General features: G+C 76.6%; 14 protein-coding genes. 9 read left to right on the top strand and 5 right to left on the bottom strand.

Annotated elements, in window-relative coordinates; translation table 11 throughout:
* The first annotated feature begins 68 nt into the window (after positions 1-68).
* The 9 genes from PHK61_RS22020 (at position 69) to PHK61_RS21980 (ending at position 11,587) form a co-directional block, all read left to right on the top strand.
* Complete coding sequence (locus tag PHK61_RS22020; protein ID WP_243741718.1) at positions 69-497, top strand: NUDIX hydrolase; 429 nt, start codon at positions 69-71, stop codon at positions 495-497.
* On the top strand, positions 494-2,815 hold the full coding sequence (locus tag PHK61_RS22015; RefSeq protein ID WP_274283157.1) for a DUF6049 family protein: 2,322 nt from the start codon (positions 494-496) through the stop codon (positions 2,813-2,815). Before PHK61_RS22020 ends, PHK61_RS22015 begins: the two co-directional genes overlap by 4 nt.
* Complete coding sequence (gene murJ / locus PHK61_RS22010; RefSeq protein WP_274283156.1) at positions 2,812-5,337, top strand: murein biosynthesis integral membrane protein MurJ; 2,526 nt, start codon at positions 2,812-2,814, stop codon at positions 5,335-5,337. Before PHK61_RS22015 ends, murJ begins: the two co-directional genes overlap by 4 nt.
* Before the next feature lie 108 nt (positions 5,338-5,445).
* The gene (locus PHK61_RS22005; RefSeq protein WP_274283155.1) at positions 5,446-7,398 is read left to right on the top strand and encodes a protein kinase family protein; all 1,953 of its coding nucleotides are present in this window, start codon (positions 5,446-5,448) and stop codon (positions 7,396-7,398) included.
* A gap of 56 nt (positions 7,399-7,454) precedes the next feature.
* Positions 7,455-8,093: an RNA polymerase sigma factor SigM gene (gene sigM, locus PHK61_RS22000; protein WP_274283154.1), complete on the top strand. Its 639-nt coding sequence runs from the start codon at positions 7,455-7,457 to the stop codon at positions 8,091-8,093.
* Complete coding sequence (locus PHK61_RS21995) at positions 8,090-8,722, top strand: hypothetical protein (protein ID WP_274283153.1); 633 nt, start codon at positions 8,090-8,092, stop codon at positions 8,720-8,722. The genes sigM and PHK61_RS21995 overlap by 4 nt, the downstream gene beginning before the upstream one ends.
* A gap of 49 nt (positions 8,723-8,771) precedes the next feature.
* Positions 8,772-9,812, top strand: coding sequence for a thioredoxin-disulfide reductase (gene trxB / locus PHK61_RS21990; RefSeq protein ID WP_274283152.1), 1,041 nt, complete (start codon positions 8,772-8,774; stop codon positions 9,810-9,812).
* Positions 9,813-9,858: 46 nt separating this feature from the next.
* Positions 9,859-10,185 (top strand): thioredoxin, encoded by a 327-nt coding sequence (trxA, locus tag PHK61_RS21985; protein WP_274283151.1) that lies wholly within the window; start codon positions 9,859-9,861, stop codon positions 10,183-10,185.
* 244 nt (positions 10,186-10,429) lie between these two features.
* Complete coding sequence (locus tag PHK61_RS21980; protein WP_274283150.1) at positions 10,430-11,587, top strand: N-acetylmuramoyl-L-alanine amidase; 1,158 nt, start codon at positions 10,430-10,432, stop codon at positions 11,585-11,587.
* A 54-nt stretch (positions 11,588-11,641) separates the two neighbouring features.
* On the opposite strand, the gene PHK61_RS21975 is transcribed toward PHK61_RS21980, so the two are convergent.
* The 5 genes from PHK61_RS21975 to PHK61_RS21955 form a co-directional block, all read right to left on the bottom strand.
* Complete coding sequence (locus PHK61_RS21975) at positions 11,642-12,307, bottom strand: GNAT family N-acetyltransferase (protein WP_274283149.1); 666 nt, start codon at positions 12,305-12,307, stop codon at positions 11,642-11,644.
* Between the two features lie 233 nt (positions 12,308-12,540).
* Positions 12,541-13,665, bottom strand: coding sequence for a ParB/RepB/Spo0J family partition protein (locus PHK61_RS21970; protein WP_274283148.1), 1,125 nt, complete (start codon positions 13,663-13,665; stop codon positions 12,541-12,543).
* The gene (locus tag PHK61_RS21965; RefSeq protein WP_274283189.1) at positions 13,662-14,594 is read right to left on the bottom strand and encodes a ParA family protein; all 933 of its coding nucleotides are present in this window, start codon (positions 14,592-14,594) and stop codon (positions 13,662-13,664) included. Before PHK61_RS21965 ends, PHK61_RS21970 begins: the two co-directional genes overlap by 4 nt.
* Before the next feature lie 115 nt (positions 14,595-14,709).
* A complete protein-coding gene (rsmG, locus tag PHK61_RS21960; protein WP_420791427.1) occupies positions 14,710-15,411 on the bottom strand; it encodes a 16S rRNA (guanine(527)-N(7))-methyltransferase RsmG in 702 nt (233 codons plus the stop codon).
* An 82-nt stretch (positions 15,412-15,493) separates the two neighbouring features.
* On the bottom strand, positions 15,494-16,066 hold the full coding sequence (locus PHK61_RS21955) for a Jag family protein (protein ID WP_274283147.1): 573 nt from the start codon (positions 16,064-16,066) through the stop codon (positions 15,494-15,496).
* Positions 16,067-16,202 lie beyond the last annotated feature (136 nt).

Genomic DNA, 16,202 nt, shown 5'->3' with positions numbered 1-16,202 from the left:
CGATCGCGGTCGTGTCCAGCCCGTCCCGCCGGTCCGGCGACCGGCGACGGCGTGGCTCCCGGCGGCGGATGCGCACGGTCGACGAGACCTCGGCGGGAGGCCTCGTCGTCGACGCCGCCGGCACGAGTGCGGCCCTCATCGGCCGCCTCGACCGTCGTGGGCGCCTGCTCTGGTCGCTGCCGAAGGGCCACCTCGAGGAGGGCGAGACCGCCGAGCAGGCCGCCGTGCGCGAGGTCGAGGAGGAGACCGGCATCATCGCGTCCGTGCGGGCGTTCCTCGGCAGCATCGACTACTGGTTCGTGGCCGAGGACCGCCGCATCCACAAGACCGTGCACCACTACCTGCTGCGGGCCCACGGCGGCGAGCTCTCCGACGCCGACGTCGAGGTCACCGAGGTGGCGTGGGTGCCGCTCGGCGAGCTCGACTCCCGCCTCGCCTACGCCGACGAGCGCCGCCTGGTGCGCCGCGCCGCCCAGATCCTGGAGGAGTCGGCGTGAGCCCTCCCCGCCGTCCGCGGGGAGCAGCTCGTCTCCGTCGGGCCCACGGCGCGGGCCTCGTGCTCGCGCTGGTGGGCCTGCTGCTGGTGCTGGTCGCGCCGGCCGCCACGGCGGCACCCACGGCGGCACCCACGGCGGCACCGACCGGACGCTCCGTCGACGTGGTGCTCGACACGCTCGCGCCCCGGGTGGTCACCGCCGACGGGCCGCCGGAGCTGGTCGTCAGCGGGCGGGTGGTCAACCGCTCGGCGGTCACCGCCCGCGACGTCGACGTGCGTCTCGAGCGGGGCGCCGCCGTGGCGGGCAGCCGGGCCGCGCTCGGCGCGCTCGACGGCGGGACCGGCGGCGCGGCGGTCCGGACCCCGCCGGTCGAGGTCGCCCCGGCGGTCGCCCCGGCCACCGAGGCGCCGTTCCTGGTGCGGGTGCCGCTGACCGGCCCCGGATCGCTGGGCATCGCCGCGTCGGGCGTGCACCCGATGCTGGTCGGCGTCGACGGCGCGCTCGGCAGCGCGGGCGCGACCCGCCTCGGCGCGGTCCGCTTCCTGCTGCCGGTGGTCGGCGTCCCCGGCGAGGGCCCCCCGGCGGCGCCACCGGTCGGCCGGGCCACCGCGGTCTCGCTGCTCTACCCGCTCGCCGACCGGCCCCGGCGCGTCCCGGTCCTGCCCGGCGCGCCGACCCTGCTCGCCGACGACGACCTGGCCACCTCGTTCGCCCCCGGCGGCCGGCTCGCGGGGCTCGTCGACGCCCTCGGCCGGGCGGCGCCGCCCGGCTCGGCGGCCGCGCGCTCGGTGTGCCTGGCCGTCGACGCCGACCTGCTCGAGACCGCCCAGGCCATGGCCGGCGGCTACCAGGTCCGCACCGCGGGCGGCACCGTGCCCGGCGCGGGCGCGGCGGCCGCGGGCCGGTGGCTCGACGCGGTCCGCACCCAGGCGCGGGGACGCTGCGTCACCGCCCTGCCCTACGCCGGCACCGACCTCGTCGCCACCGCGCGCGGCGCCACCGACCTCTCCGCGGCGGCGCTGAGCACCGGCACCCGGCGCGTCGGCGACATCCTCGGGACCACGCCGGTCCCCGACACCGTCTGGCCCGCCGGCGGCCTCCTCGACGAGCGGGCCCTCGCCGACCTCGCCGGGCGCGGCACCCGCGCGGTGCTCCTCGACGGCGACGTGCTCGACGGCACGCTGCCCACCGGCGCGCTCGCCCGGCTGCCCGGCGCGCCCGGACCGGCCGCCGTCACCCTCGACCCGGTCGCCCTGACGGCGCTCGGCCCGCGGACCGCCGACGACGACCCGGGGGACTCCACCAGCCCCGCCGGCACGTCCGCGCCGCTCGCCACCCAGGACGCCCTCGGGGTGCTGGGGCTGCGCGCCCTGCAGGAGGCGCCCGCGACCGGCGTCCCGCCGGTCACCGTGCTCGCCCCGCCCACCGACTGGGCCGCGAGCACCGCCGAGGCGGGCGCCCTGCTCGCGGGCGTCGACGACCTCGCCCGCCTCGGCCTCGCCCGTCCCGTCGACCTCGCCACCCTCGTCGGGCCGGTCGGCGCCGCCACCCCGCTGCCCCCGGCCACGCTCGGACCCCGCTCCCGGGACGTGGACGCGATCGCCGAGCCCCTCGTGGCGCGCGCCGTCGTGGTCCGGGACCGCCAGCGCGAGCTGCTCGCCGCCACCGAGCGCGACGGGGTCGGCGCGCCGTCCCCGTCCGACTTCGTCGAACCGCTCACCGACGGCGTCCTGCGCAGCGTCTCCGCCGCGTGGCGCGGGGATCCGCCCGCCCAGGAGGCGCAGGTCGGCGGGGTCGAACGGCAGGTCGACGAGCTGCGCGCGGCGGTGCGGGTCGTCCAGCCGTCCGGCTCGTACTCGCTGGGGACCAACGACGCCCCCCTGCTGCTCACCGTGGAGAACCGCCTGCCGGTGGCCGTGCGGGTCCAGGTCGTGCTCGAGCCCACGGCCGGCCTGCGTACCACCCCGCTGCCGGTCGTGACCGTGCCCGCGTTCGGTAGCAGGCAGGTCCAGGTCGAGGTGGAGGTCACCCGCGCCGGGCAGTTCCAGGTGGACGCGCAGGCCCGGACACCGGGGGGTGAACCTCTCGGTCCCACGGCTCGCCTGCTGCTGCGATCGACGGCCTACGGCACGATCACGGTGTGGTTGACCGCGTCCGCAGCCGTCGTGCTGGTGATCCTGGCGAGCGTCCGGATCGCTCGCCGGGTGCTGGCGGCCCGGCGCGACCGGAGGTCCCGCCGCAGACGCCGTCGCGGCCCGACGGGCCCGGACGGGCCGGGCGGGTCGGACCTCCCGACACGCGAGCTGCAGAGACGGTGACCGCCCGCGACCCGGGCCGCCGGCCGGACGACGAGCCCGCCGACGAGGTCGGGACCGGGCGCGATGCCGACGCCGCTCCCGACGCCGCTCCCGACGTCGTCCCCCCGCCGCCCGCCCACGGCGACGTCCCGCCCGACCGGCCGGGGCGTCCGACGGCCGGGCCGGCACCCGGGGCGATCGCGCCGTCCGGGCCGGCCGGTCCGCCGCCGGCCCCACCGGCCGGTGCGCCGCCGGCACGGTCGCCGCAGGGACCGCCACCGCAGGGACCACCACCGCAGGGACCACCCCGGGCACCAGCACCCTCGGGGCCGCCCCCGGGACAGGGTCCGCCGCCGGGACCCCCGCGGCCCCCGCCCGCGCCGCCCCGCGGGGCGCCCGCCCCTCCGCCCGCCCCTCCGCGGGGTGCGCCGCCGGGTCCGCCGGCCGGGCCGCCGCTCCCGTCCGGCCCCTCGCCGTCGGGCCCGCCGCCGGCCGGCCCGCCGCCGTCGGGTCGCCCCGGACGGCCCGGCGCAGGGCGTCCGGCTCCGGCCGGGACCGCTGGCGGTCCGCCCCTGCCCCCGGTCCGCCCGCCCGGCTCACCCCCGGGCGCCGCCGCGGACGAGGCGTCCACCACCGGCCTGACCGCGCCCACCGCCGCGGTCGAGGCCGTCGACACCACGGCCGCCGCCGACCCGGCCGACGCCGGGGACCTCACCGCCACGGTGCCCGGCCGCCCGGCGGTCGACCCGCACCGCACCGAGGCCCTGCGCACCGGAGCGCGCGACGAGCGGACGGTGCGCACCGCGCGCCCGGCCCCGCTCGCGTCGTGGAGCGTCGCGGGGTCGCTCGACGAGACCGTGCTGCTCCCGCGCGCGCCGCTCGAGCAGGACGCGTCCGCGGTCCCGGCGCCGCGCGCCCCCAGCGACGTCGGGCCCGGCCGCGACGACAAGGCGCTGGTGAAGGCGTCGGGCGGCATGGCGGTCGCGACCCTCGTGAGCCGTCTCACGGGCTTCCTGCGCACGCTGGGGCTCACCGCGATCGTCGGCCTGAACCTCGTCGGCAGCTCGTTCAACGTCGCCAACACCCTCCCGAACATCATCTTCGAGCTCCTGCTGGGCGGGGTGCTCACCAGCGTCGTCATCCCGGTGCTCGTCCAGGCCGCGAAGGAGGACGGCGACCGCGGAGACGCGTTCGCCCAGAAGCTGCTCTCGGGCGCGACGGTGGGCCTGCTCCTGGCGACCACGCTCGCGGTGGTCGCGGCGCCCCTGCTCATCCGCCCGTACCTGGACCCGAGCGTCGACGTCGAGCTCGCGGTCGACTTCGCCTACCTGCTCCTGCCGCAGATCTTCTTCTACGGCATGGGCGCCCTGTTCGGCGCGATCCTCAACTCGCGCGCCAACTTCGGTCCCGCGGCGTGGGCACCGGTGCTCAACAACCTCGTCGCGCTCGTCGCCCTCGGGATCTACGCGGTGCTCCCGTCGCCCCCCGTGGGCATCTCGGACACCCAGCTGCTGGTCCTGGGCGTGGGCAGCACGCTCGGGATCGTCGTGCAGGCCGCGGTGATGCTCCCGGCGATGCGCCGCGTCGGCTTCCACTGGAAGTGGCGCTTCGGGTGGGACCGCCGCCTCTCGGCGTTCGGCGGGCTCGCGGCGTGGGTCGTCGGGTACGTGCTGGTCAGCCAGGTCGGCCTCGCCGCCATCCTGCGGGTCGCCTCCGGGTCGGACGAGGGCGGACCGGCGATCTACAGCTATGCCTGGCTGCTCATCCAGGTGCCGTACGGCGTGCTCGGCGTGTCGCTGCTGACCGCCCTGATGCCCCGCATGAGCGCCGCGGCCGCGAACGGGCGCACCGACCAGGTGGTCGCCGACCTCTCGCTGGGCACCCGCCTGTCCACGGTGACCCTGCTGCCGATGAGCGCCCTGCTCACCGTCTTCGGCTCGCAGCTCGGCGTCGCGCTGTTCAGCGTCGGGCGATCGGGCCCGGAGGGCGCCGCCTCGCTCGGCGGCGCCATGGCCGCGTCCGCGTTCGGCCTGCTCCCGATGGCCGTCGTGATGCTCCAGATGCGCGTGTTCTATGCGATGAACGACGCCCGCACGCCGACGTTGATCATGGTCGTCATCACGGCGCTCAAGGTGCCGATGGCGTACCTCTGCCCGGTGCTGCTGCCGCCCGAGCAGGTCGTCCTCGGGCTCGCGGGGGTCAACGCGTTCGGGTTCGTCGTCGGCCTCGTGGTCGGCAACATCTGGCTGCGGGTGCGCCTCGGACACCTCGACACGCGCCGGGTCCTGCGCACGTTCGTGCTGACGCTGCTCGCCTCGATCGTCGCGGTGCTGGTGGCCGTGCTGTGCGTGACGCTGCTCGAGCGGGTCCTCGGCGGGAGCGCGTCGCTCGTGCTGCGGTCGTGGCTCGTGCTCGTCAGCGGCTCGGTGGTCTTCCTGGTGGTCGTCGCCGTGGCCATGCGCGTGCTGCGCGTGCCCGAGCTGGAGCCCGTGGTGTCCCGCCTGCGGCGGCTGCTCGGGCGGGGACGGGCGCCCAGCGCCTGACGTTGGTCCACGCGGGTGTCATCGGGCAACCCCGACGGCGGGCCCGGCGTCCCCCGAGGCGGACCGGTGGTCCCGTAGGCTCGCGACGTCGAGGGGGAGGTGAGGGAGGTGGCCGGCGAACCGTCGGGGGAGCGCACGCCCACGGGCCCCTCGTCCGAGGAGACCGAGGCCGTCCGGCAGGAGCCGAACGGGCACGAGTCGCGCGCGCCGCGCCGCACCGGCGTGGGCATCGACGGACCGACCATGCACGTCTCCCGCGCCGAGGCGGCCGCCGGCGCGCCCGAGAGCGGGGCGAACGGCACGACCGGCACCGCGACCCCGCCCCCCAACGGCTCCGGCGGAGGCGCCGGGCGCGCACCGCGCGGCCCCGCCGCGCAGGGACCGGGCCCCGGCGGACCGCCGGGCCCGCCGTCGGGCTCCTTCCCCGTGCCGCCCCGCCGGCCCGGGCGCGGACCCGCCGGCCCGGGCGGACCGGTGCGCCCCGGCCCGTCGTCCGGCCCGCTGCCCGCCGCCGGACAGCTCATGCCCGGCACCCTGCTGGCCGACCGCTACCGCCTCGTCGCCGAGGTGGGCCGCGACCGCAGCGCCGACGCCACCCTGTGGAAGGCGCGCGACGTGATGCTCGAGCGCGACGTCGCGATCACGCTGCTCGTCGGCCCCTGGCAGGGCGACGCGCGCGCCTCCGCGGCCCTGTCGCGCGCCACCCGGTCGGCGCACTTCGAGCACCCGCACGCCGCCCGCATCCTCGACGTCGTCCGGCCCGGCGGCAGCCCGCTCCCGCCCGGGGTGCTGGGCGCCGCGGTCGCCGACTGGACGCCGGGCCGCGACCTCGCCGAGCTCGTGGCCGACGGCCCGCTGCGCCCCAGCGCCGCCCTGCGCGTCATCGAGCCGCTGGCCGACGCGGTGGCCGCGGCGCACCGCTCCGGGCTCGTCCTCGGGCTCGACCACCCGCAGCGGGTGCGGGTCAGCGCCCGCGCGGCCACCCGCCTCGCGTTCCCGATGCCGCGCGGCGACGCCTCGAACGCCGACGACGTGCACGGTCTCGGCGCCCTGCTCTACCTGCTGCTCACGGCGCGGTGGCCCGGCAGCGAGGGCGCCCGGACCCCGGCCGGCCTGCGGCCCGCGCCGCACGGCCCCGACGGCGCGCCGGTGTCGGCGCGCCAGCTGCGTCCCGACCTGCCGACCGAGCTCGCGGCGCTGGTCGACCGCACCCTCGACGAGGACGGCGGCATCCGGACCGCCGCCGCCGTCCACCGCCTCGTGACCCAGATGCGGGAGGGCCTCGAGGACGACGGCGTGCTGCTGCCGGTGCTCGAGAACGGCCAGACGATCGACGCCGACGACCCCACCGAGGTCTGGCACGACGATGCCGTCCCGGAACCGGGCCCCGATCCCTCCCGCCGGCGCAAGCTCCGGCTCGGCGTCACCGCGCTCGTGATCGCCACCCTGGCGATCCTCGGGTTCGTGACCTACCAGGTCGTCTCGGTGGTCGCGGGCGGCGGAACCTCGGCCCCGCCGGTCGTCGTCATCCCGCCCGAGCCCTCGGCGGCCGCCCCGCCGCCCGGCACCCCGGCCCCGGCACCCGCGCCCGCCCCGGCGCCCGCGCCGGCCCCGGGCGGTCCGGTGCAGCTCTCGAGCGTCGCCGTGTACAGCCCGGCCGGCAGCCCCGACAACCCGACGCGCATCAACCGCGCGGCGGACAACGACCCGTCGACCACCTGGTCCACCTCGCAGTACCGCCAGCAGCTCCCCGCGCTCAAGCCCGGCATCGGGATGATGACCACCTTCACGGCGCCCTCGGCGGTGTCGGCGGTGACGGTCCGCTCGCCGAGCCCCGGCACGCGCATCGAGATCCGGTCCGCGCCCGCCGCCGACGTTCCCGTCGCGCAGACCCAGCTCCTGGGCACCGGGACCGTCGAGGGCGACGAGCTGCGGATCCCCCTGCAGGCGGCGCCGCCGACGGGCAACCTGCTCATCTGGATCACGGCGCTGGGCCAGGACGATGACGACCGGTACCTCAGCGAGCTCGCCGACGTGACGATCGAGCGCGCGGGTCCCTAGACCAGCTTTCCCGAACGGCCACGGCGGCGGGACACCGCGCACTAGCGTCCCGCGGCGTGCCCGACGCGCCGCCCGACCCGCGCAGCGACCGCGAGCTGCTCGCGGCGCACGTGGCGGGCCAGGCCGGCGCGTTCGACGAGCTCGTGCGCCGCTACGCCGAGCGGCTGTGGCTGCTGGCGTTCCGCACGCTCGACCACCGCGAGGACGCCGCCGACGCCGTCCAGGAGACCTTCGTGTCCGCCCTGCGCGGCGCGCACCGCTACCGCGGGGAGTCCGAGGTGTCGACGTGGCTGCACCGCATCACCGTGAACGCCTGCCTCGACCGCATCCGGCGCCGGCGCACCCACGCCGTCGAGCCGCTCGCCGGTCACGACCTGCCCGTCCCGCGCGACGGGATCGACGACCACCTCACCCGCCTGACTGTCGCCGACGCCCTCGCCACGCTCCCCGACGGCCAGCGGCTCGCCGTGGTGCTCGTCGACGTGCACGGGTTCTCGATCAGCGAGACCGCCGCGATCCTCGGCGTGCGGGAGGGCACCATCAAGAGCCGGTGCGCCCGCGCCCGGGGCCGCCTGGCCGGGGTGCTCGGCCACCTGCGGCCCCGCGACGAGACCGGGGGGAACGCCGGGGACCCCGGCGGCGTCCAATCCACGAGCGGACCGAGCGGACGGACCCGGAGGGGAGGAGGACCGTGACCGACGACGACCGCCGGCCCGACCACGCCGACCCGCCGGATCCCGACGACCCCGCCGTCGCCGCCGCCCTGGCGCGCACCCGGGCCGACCTCGCCGCCCACGGCGCGCAGACCCCGGCGATGCCGGCCGGGCTGCTCGGCGACATCGACCGGGCGCTCGCGGCGGAGCGCGCCGCCCCGCCCGCCGGCGACGAGCGCCCCGCCCGGTCCCGGCGCGTGCTCCTCGGGGCCGCGGTGGCCGTCGTCGCGGCCGCAGCGGCGGTCGCGGCGCTGGTCGCCTCCCTCACCACACCCGCGAGCCCGGCGCCCACCCCGACCGCGGCCCCCAGCGGCCCGCCCGCGCCCGTGCTCGCCGGCGGCGACGGCGTGTCGGCCCTGCGCGCCGGCCTGGGCCGCACCGACTACGGACCGCTCACCGATCCCGGACGCCTCGCCGGCTGTCTGGCCGCCCACGGGGTGCCGGCGGACGCCCGACCGGCCGGCGCACGCCAGGTCGTCGTCGACGGGCGGCCCGGCGTGCTGCTCGTCCTGCCCACCGGGGTGGCCGCGCGCTTCCGGGTGCTGGTCGTCGAGCCGGGATGCGCCGCCGGGGCACCGCTCACCGTGTCCGACACGCTCGTCGGCCGGTGAGGGGCGTGCGCCGGGGAATCCTGAGCGCCCCCGGGACGTTGACGCCCACGTGAGCGACCAGACCATCCACGACGTCATCATCGTGGGCTCGGGCCCGGCCGGGTACACGGCGGCGGTCTACGCCTCGCGCGCCCAGCTCGACGTGGTGGTGTTCGAGGGCAGCCAGTTCGGCGGCGCCCTCATGACCACCACGGGTGTCGAGAACTACCCCGGCTTCGCCGACGAGATCCAGGGCCCCGAGCTGATGGACCGCATGCGGCGCCAGGCCGAGCGGTTCGGTGCGGTCCTGCGCCCGGAGGACGTCGACGCCCTCGACCTCACCGGCGAGGTCAAGTCGGTGCGCGCGCACGGCCGCGAGTACCGCGCCCGCGCCATCATCCTCGCGATGGGCGCGCAGGCCCGCTACCTGGGCGTTCCCGGCGAGGAGAAGCTGCTCGGCCGCGGCGTCAGCGCCTGCGCCACCTGTGACGGCTTCTTCTTCCGCGACCACGACATCGTCGTGGTCGGCGGCGGCGACTCCGCGATGGAGGAGGCCACCTTCCTCACGCGTTTCGCCCGGTCGGTGACGATCCTGCACCGGCGCAGCGAGTTCCGGGCATCCGGGATCATGCTCGAGCGCGCCCGGCAGGACCCGAAGATCACCATCCGCACCGACACGGTGGTGGAGGAGGTCCTCGGCGACACGACGGTGGAGGGTGTGCGGGTCCGCAACACCATCACCGGCGAGGAGGAGACGCTCGACGTGACCGGCTTCTTCGTCGCCGTCGGCCACGACCCGCGCTCGGGCCTCGTGCGCGACGTCGTCGAGACCGACGACGAGGGCTACGTCCGCGTGGCGCTGCCGGGTACCGGCACCAACATCCCCGGCGTGTTCGCCTGCGGCGACCTCGTCGACCACACCTACCGCCAGGCCGTCACGGCCGCCGGCAGCGGGTGCCAGGCCTCGATCGACGCCGAGCGCTGGCTCGCCGAGCAGCCGAGCAACACCCGCGACACCGCCCCGCCGCCCACACCGGGCGTCGACGGTGCCGAGGTCGACGGCCTCGCCTCGATCGGTGCCTCCGACGCAGCCGTCCCCGCCCCGTCCTGATCCACACCGACATCCCGTCACCGTCCCCTGGGAGAGGAAAGCCGCGATGAGCGCGCCCGTGAACGTCACCGATGCCACCTTCGCCGACGAGGTCCTGAGCAGCGACAAGCCCGTCGTCGTCGACTTCTGGGCGACCTGGTGCGGCCCGTGCAAGATGGTCGCGCCGGTCCTCGAGGAGATCGCCGCCGAGCACGGCGACAAGCTGACCGTGGCCAAGCTCGACATCGACCAGAACCCCGCCACCGCGCGCGACTACCAGGTCATGTCGATCCCGACCCTCCTGGTCTTCCAGGGCGGCAAGCCGGTCAAGCAGATCGTCGGCGCCAAGCCGAAGTCGGTCCTGCTCGACGACCTCTCCGACGTGCTCGCCTGATCTCCTCCCCCAGGAGGACCGGCGACCGTCCATCGCACCCGGCGCCGGGTGACCGTCCCCCCCGGACGGCCGCCCGGCGCCGTCGCGTATCCGCTCGGCGAGCCCGAACCGTGACCCGCGGCCCGCGAACGACATTGCCCCGCTTCACGGCGCGGCGCCCCGGACAGGGCACAATGAGACGCCAGTGAAGCGCGACCACCCCTGGAGTCCGGATGCCGGACGCCGACGATCGGGAGCGATGTGCATGCAGCTGCTGAGCCGCGGTGACGCCGGCCCGCCGGTCGCCGAGGTCCGGGCAGCACTCGAGGAGATGGGCATCCTCGAGCCGGCCGGCCCTGGTCCGGCCCTGTTCGACGACGCCCTCGAGCAGGCCGTGCGCATCTTCCAGCAGCACCGTGGACTGATCACCGACGGCATCGTCGGGCCCGCCACCTACCGCGCCCTGCGCGACGCGCGCTGGGCCCTCGGCGATCGCATGCTGCTGCTCAACACCCAGCAGCCGCTCACCGGGGACGACGTGTTCTCCCTGCAGGAGCGCCTCCTCGAGCTCGGGTACGACTCCGGGCGCGCCGACGGCGTGTTCGGACGCCAGACCGAGCAGGCCCTGCGCAGCTTCCAGCGCGACTACGGCATGAGCCCCGACGGCATGTGCGGCCCCCGCACCCTGCGCCACCTGGGCTACCTCGGCCGCAAGGTCACCGGCGGCCGCCCGGGCCTGCTGCGCGAGCAGGAGCGCCTGCACCGCGCCGGGCCCCGGCTCTCGGGCAAGCGCATCGTCATCGACCCCGGCCACGGGGGCGCCGACCGCGGCGTCTCGGTGGGCCAGGGCGCCGACGCCGTCACCGAGGCCGGGATCGTCGCCGACGTCGCCCGCCGCCTCGAGGGCCGGATGGCCGCGGCCGGCATGGAGGCGCTGCTCTCCCACGGCCCGCACGACTGCCCCACCGACGCCGAGCGCGCCGGGTTCGCCAACTCGGCGGGGGCCGACGTGGTGCTCTCGCTGCACGTCGACGCCAACGCCAGCCCCGCCGCCAACGGGCTCGCCGCGTTCCACTTCGGCACGGGCACCGGTGCCACCTCCACGGTCGGCGAGGCCCTCGCGGGCTTCATCCACCGCGAGCTCCTCGCCCGCACCCGGATGCTCGACTGCGGCGTGCACCCGCGCCCCTGGGAGCTGCTGCGGCTCACCCGCATGCCCGCGGTGCGCGTCGAGATCGGCTACTTGACCAACGACCGCGACCGCGCCGCCCTGCTCGACCCCGGGTTCCGCGACGTCGTCGCCGAGGGCATCCTCGTCGCGGTCAAGCGGCTCTATCTGCTCGGCCAGGACGACAAGCCCACCGGCACCTTCACTTGGGCCGAGGTCCTGCAACGCGAGAGCAACCGGCCCGCCGGCGTCTGACCGCCGGGCCGCCGACCCCTCTCGCCAGACCCCTCTCGCCGGCTTGCCGCGACCCTAGGCCCGGGCCGGCGCGGCGGCCGGAGCCGTCGAGATCGTCACCGAGCCCAGGAGCTGGGCGATGGCGGCCTCGACATCCTCCTTCCAGTTGAAGCCGGTGCGCAGCTCGTAGCGCATCCGCGGCCACCGGGGGTGCGGTGCGACGGTCTTGAAGCCGACCGCGCGCAGGAACGCCGCGGGGAGCACGCACGTCGGCGTGTCCTGGTCCGTCCGGCCGTGGCCCTCGGCGCGCGGGCGCTCGGTGTCGTCGGCGAACGACTCGACGGCCTTGACCCCGCGGCGCGTGAGGTCGCGGACGACGTCCTGGATCAGGAGGCGCCCGAGGCCCTCACCGGCGAAGTCGGGCAGGACGTGCAGGCCGCACAGGAGCACGGCGTCCGGGGACACGGGCGCGGTCGGGAACGCCGCGGCGCGGGGCACCACCGTCGGCGGGGCGTAGAACGCGAACCCGGCCGGCACGCCGTCGACGTGGGCGACCCGGCCGCACGAACCCCACTCGAGGAGGACGCCGGAGACCCAGGCTTCCTTCTCGAGCTCGAGGGTGCCGAACTCCTCGGCCTGGTCGGACAGGTGTGGGGGGATCTCCCAGTAGACACAACGACGGCACTGCTTCGGCAGCTCCTCGATGTTGTCGAGGGTGACCCCGACACAGGTGCGCGACACGCGTTCCGCCTTCCCCGACTCCCCGGCATGGGGGCACGGGCTCCGCATCGTTGCGTCCGCCCGACCGTTGCCCGCGTGAGGATACGGTTCCCGCTCCGGACGGTGCCGGTCGCGGGTCCCCCGAGTGGACGAACCGTCCCCCGGAATCACCCACCGCGGTCGGACCCGGGCGCCGGCCGCGGCTCTGCGTCGATCTCAGGGCGCTCCCAGATCGACGCTGGGGGCCTGGACGATCAATCCTGGGGTAGGGGGCCCGAGGAGGAGTCCGGACCCATCAGACGCGCGATCCGCTCCAGATCGTCCACGGAGCCGAACTCGACGACGATCCGGCCCTTGCGCTGACCCAGCTCGACCTTGACCCGGGTGTCGAAGGTGTCCGACAGCCGCTCCGCGAGGTCCTGCAGCCCCGGCGCGTGAATCGGCCGGCGGGCCGGCGCCCGCTTGGCGGGCGGCTGCCCACCTCGGGCGAGGGTCACCGCCTCCTCCGCCGCGCGCACCGACAGGCCCTCGGCGACGATGCGCGCCGCGAGCTCCTCCTGCGCGCCCGCGTCGTCCAGACCGAGCAGGGCGCGGGCGTGGCCGGCCGAGAGCACCCCGGCGGCGACGCGGCGCTGCACGGCGACGGGCAGCCGGAGCAGCCGGATCGTGTTGGTGATCGCCGGGCGGCTGCGGCCGATCCGGTCGGCGAGCTGCTCGTGCGTCACGTCGAACTCGGTGAGCAGCTGCTGGTAGGCGGCCGCCTCCTCGAGCGGGTTGAGCTGGACGCGGTGGATGTTCTCGAGCAGCGCGTCGCGCAGCAGCGTGTCGTCGGGCGTGCGCCGGACGATCGCGGGGATGTGCTCGAGGCCGACCTTCTGGGCGGCCCGCCAGCGCCGCTCGCCCATGACCAGCTCGTGGGTCAGGGTGGGCCCGCCGTCGACGCCCGGCTCCGGCTCGGCCAGCTCGCGGACGACGATCGGCTGCAGCAGCCCGAACTCGCGGATGGAGTGCTCGAGCTCGGCGAGCGCCTCCTCGTCGAACACCGTGCGCGGCTGCCGCGGGTTCGGGCGGATGCCCGCCAGGCGCACCTCGCGGTACACCGCGCCGGCGACCTCGCCCGAGACCTCCGGAGCGGACGGTGCGCCGTTCGCCGTGGACGCGGGCTCCTCGGCCGGCGGTGCGGCCGTCTCCTGGCGACGGGACCCGAACACGACGTCGGCCGCCTGGTTGCCCAGGCCGTGGCGCGACGGCGCGGCGGTGCCCTCGGTCTCGGGGGGTCCGGTGGGGATCAGCGCGGCGAGGCCACGCCCCAAACCACCCCGACGCTCCACTCTCGATGGTCCAGCTCCGCTGCGCTCCGTGTCCGTCCTCTCGCTCATCGCGCTCCCTCGCCCTCCGGCTGGCGCCGCACCATCGTGCGGGCGGCGAACTCCCGGGCGGCGTCGAGGTAGCTCATCGCTCCGCGGGACCCCGGGTCGTAGGTGAGCACCGTCTGGCCGAAACCGGGCGCCTCGGAGACCTTGACGCTGCGCGGGATCACCGTGCGGAGCACGACGTCGCCGAAGTGGTTGCGCACCTCGGAGGTCACCTGGTCGGCGAGCTTGGTCCGGCCGTCGTACATGGTCAGCAGGATCGTCGACACGTGCAGCCCCGGGTTGAGGTGCGACTGCACGAGGGCGATGTTGTTGAGCAGCTGCGACAGGCCCTCCAGCGCGTAGTACTCGCACTGGATGGGGATGAGCACCTCGGGCGCGGCGACCATCGCGTTCAGGGTGAGCAGGCCCAGCGACGGCGGGCAGTCGATGAGGACGTAGTCGACGTCGAGCCGGTCGAGCGCCTCGGTCGTCAGCGCGTTCTTCAGGCGCGACTCGCGGTTGAGCATCGACACGAGCTCGATCTCCGAGCCGGCCAGGTCGATGGTCGCCGGGACGCACAGCAGCCCGTCGGAGCGCTCGCAGACCGCGGCGGCCTCGTCGATCGTCATCTCGCCGAGGAGGACCTCGTAGATCGACGGCGTCCCGCTGCGGTGGTCGACGCCCAGGGCGGTGCTGGCGTTGCCCTGCGGGTCGAGGTCGACGACGAGCACGCGCGCGCCGTGCAGGGACAGCGCCGCGGCGAGGTTCACCGTGCTGGTCGTCTTGCCGACGCCGCCCTTCTGGTTGGCGACGGTGATGATGCGGCGCTCCGACGGGCGGGGCAGCCGGTGGTCCTCGGGGTGCAGCACCCGCGCGGCGCGCGCCGCCTCCTCCGCGATCGGCGTGAGGCCCTCGCCGCCGTGCGGGTAGAGGACCTCGCCGGCACCGACCACGCCCGCGCCGACACTCGCCGCGGCGTCGCTGACGGCCTCGCGCACCTTCTCGGCGGAGGGGCGGTCGCCGCGCGTTTCACGTGGAACGGTGCGGCCGGACGGGGAGGTCGGTCGCTCAGTCACGGGCACGATCCTTCCTGCCGCGGGCGCGGCGTCCGGAACCGGGGGAGGGGCCGCGTCGCTCGCTCCGGCTTACCAGCACGACGGTGGTCGCCGCGTCTCCCACGCCGCACCGCACCACGCGGGGATCGTCGCCGCCGGCCGCACGGATCTCCTTGCGGTCCCGCTCGACCTCGCTCGCGGCGCTCGCGCCCTTCATCGCGGCCAGGATCCCACCCGGTCGCACGAGCGGCAGCGTCCAGGTCGCGAGCCGCCCGATCGGCGCCACGGCGCGCGCCGTGACGACGTCGCTCTCCCCGCACCGCCGGCGGGCCTCCCGCTCCTCCGCGCGCCCGCGGACGACGGTGACGGTCAGCCCGAGCTCGTCCACCACGCGCTCCAGCCACGCCACCCGGCGAGCCATCGGTTCCAGGAGCGTGATCGTGAGGTCGGGCCGCGCGAGCGCGAGGGGGACGCCGGGCAGGCCGGCCCCCGAACCCACGTCGACGACCGTGGCGTCCGACGGCAGGACCTCGCCGACCGCCGCACTGTTGAGGACGTGCCGGTCCCACAGCCGCGGGAGCTCGCGGGGGCCGATCACACCCTGCTCGTGACCGGGTCCGGCGAGCAGCGCGACGTACCGCTCCGCGGCCGCCAGACGGTCACCGAAGACCTCCGCGGCCGCGGCCGGCGTCTCGGGCACGGCCGGGGTGTCGATCGGGCCCGTGCTGTCCGCGGACCCGTCGTGGGTCGTGCTCACGGTCGTGTTCCACGTGGAACAGGCGTCCCGGGCACCGTGCTCAGCCCGCCGGGTGGACCACGACGCGACGGCGAGGCTCCTCGCCCTCGCTCTCGCTGCGCACCCCGCCGGCCGCGGCGACGGCGTCGTGCACGATCTTGCGCTCGAACGGCGTCATCGGGCGCAGCCGCTGGGCGCGCCCGGTGTCCTTGGCCTCCTGCGCCGCCGTGCGACCGAGGTCGGTCAGCTCCGAGCGGCGCTGCGAGCGCCAGCCGGCGACGTCGAGCATGAGGCGGTTGCGGGAGCCCGTCGACTGCTGCACCGCCAGGCGCGTCAGCTCCTGGAGGGCCTCGAGGACGTCGCCCCGGGCACCCACGAGCTTCTCGAGGTCCTTGCCGCCGTCCACGCTCACCACCGCGCGGCCGGCCTCCACGTCGAGGTCGATGTCCCCGTCGAAGTCGAGGATGTCGAGCAGGCGCTCGAGGTAGTCGCCGGCGATGTCGCCCTCGCGGACGAGCTGGTCCTCGGAACTGCGCTCCGCGCGCGTCGCGTCCGCGGCCGGGGCGGCGTCGGTCCCGCCCGACCCCGCCTGCGCCGATTCGTCCTTCTCCTGCGACGCCACCGTCTCCGACACGCCGTCTCCTTCCGCCGGGCCCCGAGGGGCCTCTCCTGGCACGCGCCGCGCCGCTCTCGCGCGCGTGCGGGTCGTGGGGTCCGGCTCGCGCTGGCGCGCGGCGGCCGGGGGACCCGCGGCGGCGAGGAGGCGGCAC

Origin of the sequence: Actinomycetospora lutea (genome assembly GCF_028737205.1) — a bacterium.
GTDB lineage: Bacteria > Actinomycetota > Actinomycetes > Mycobacteriales > Pseudonocardiaceae > Actinomycetospora > Actinomycetospora lutea.
The sequence above is the reverse complement of the archived record's forward strand: the minus strand, read 5'-3'. Positions and strand labels throughout refer to the sequence as shown.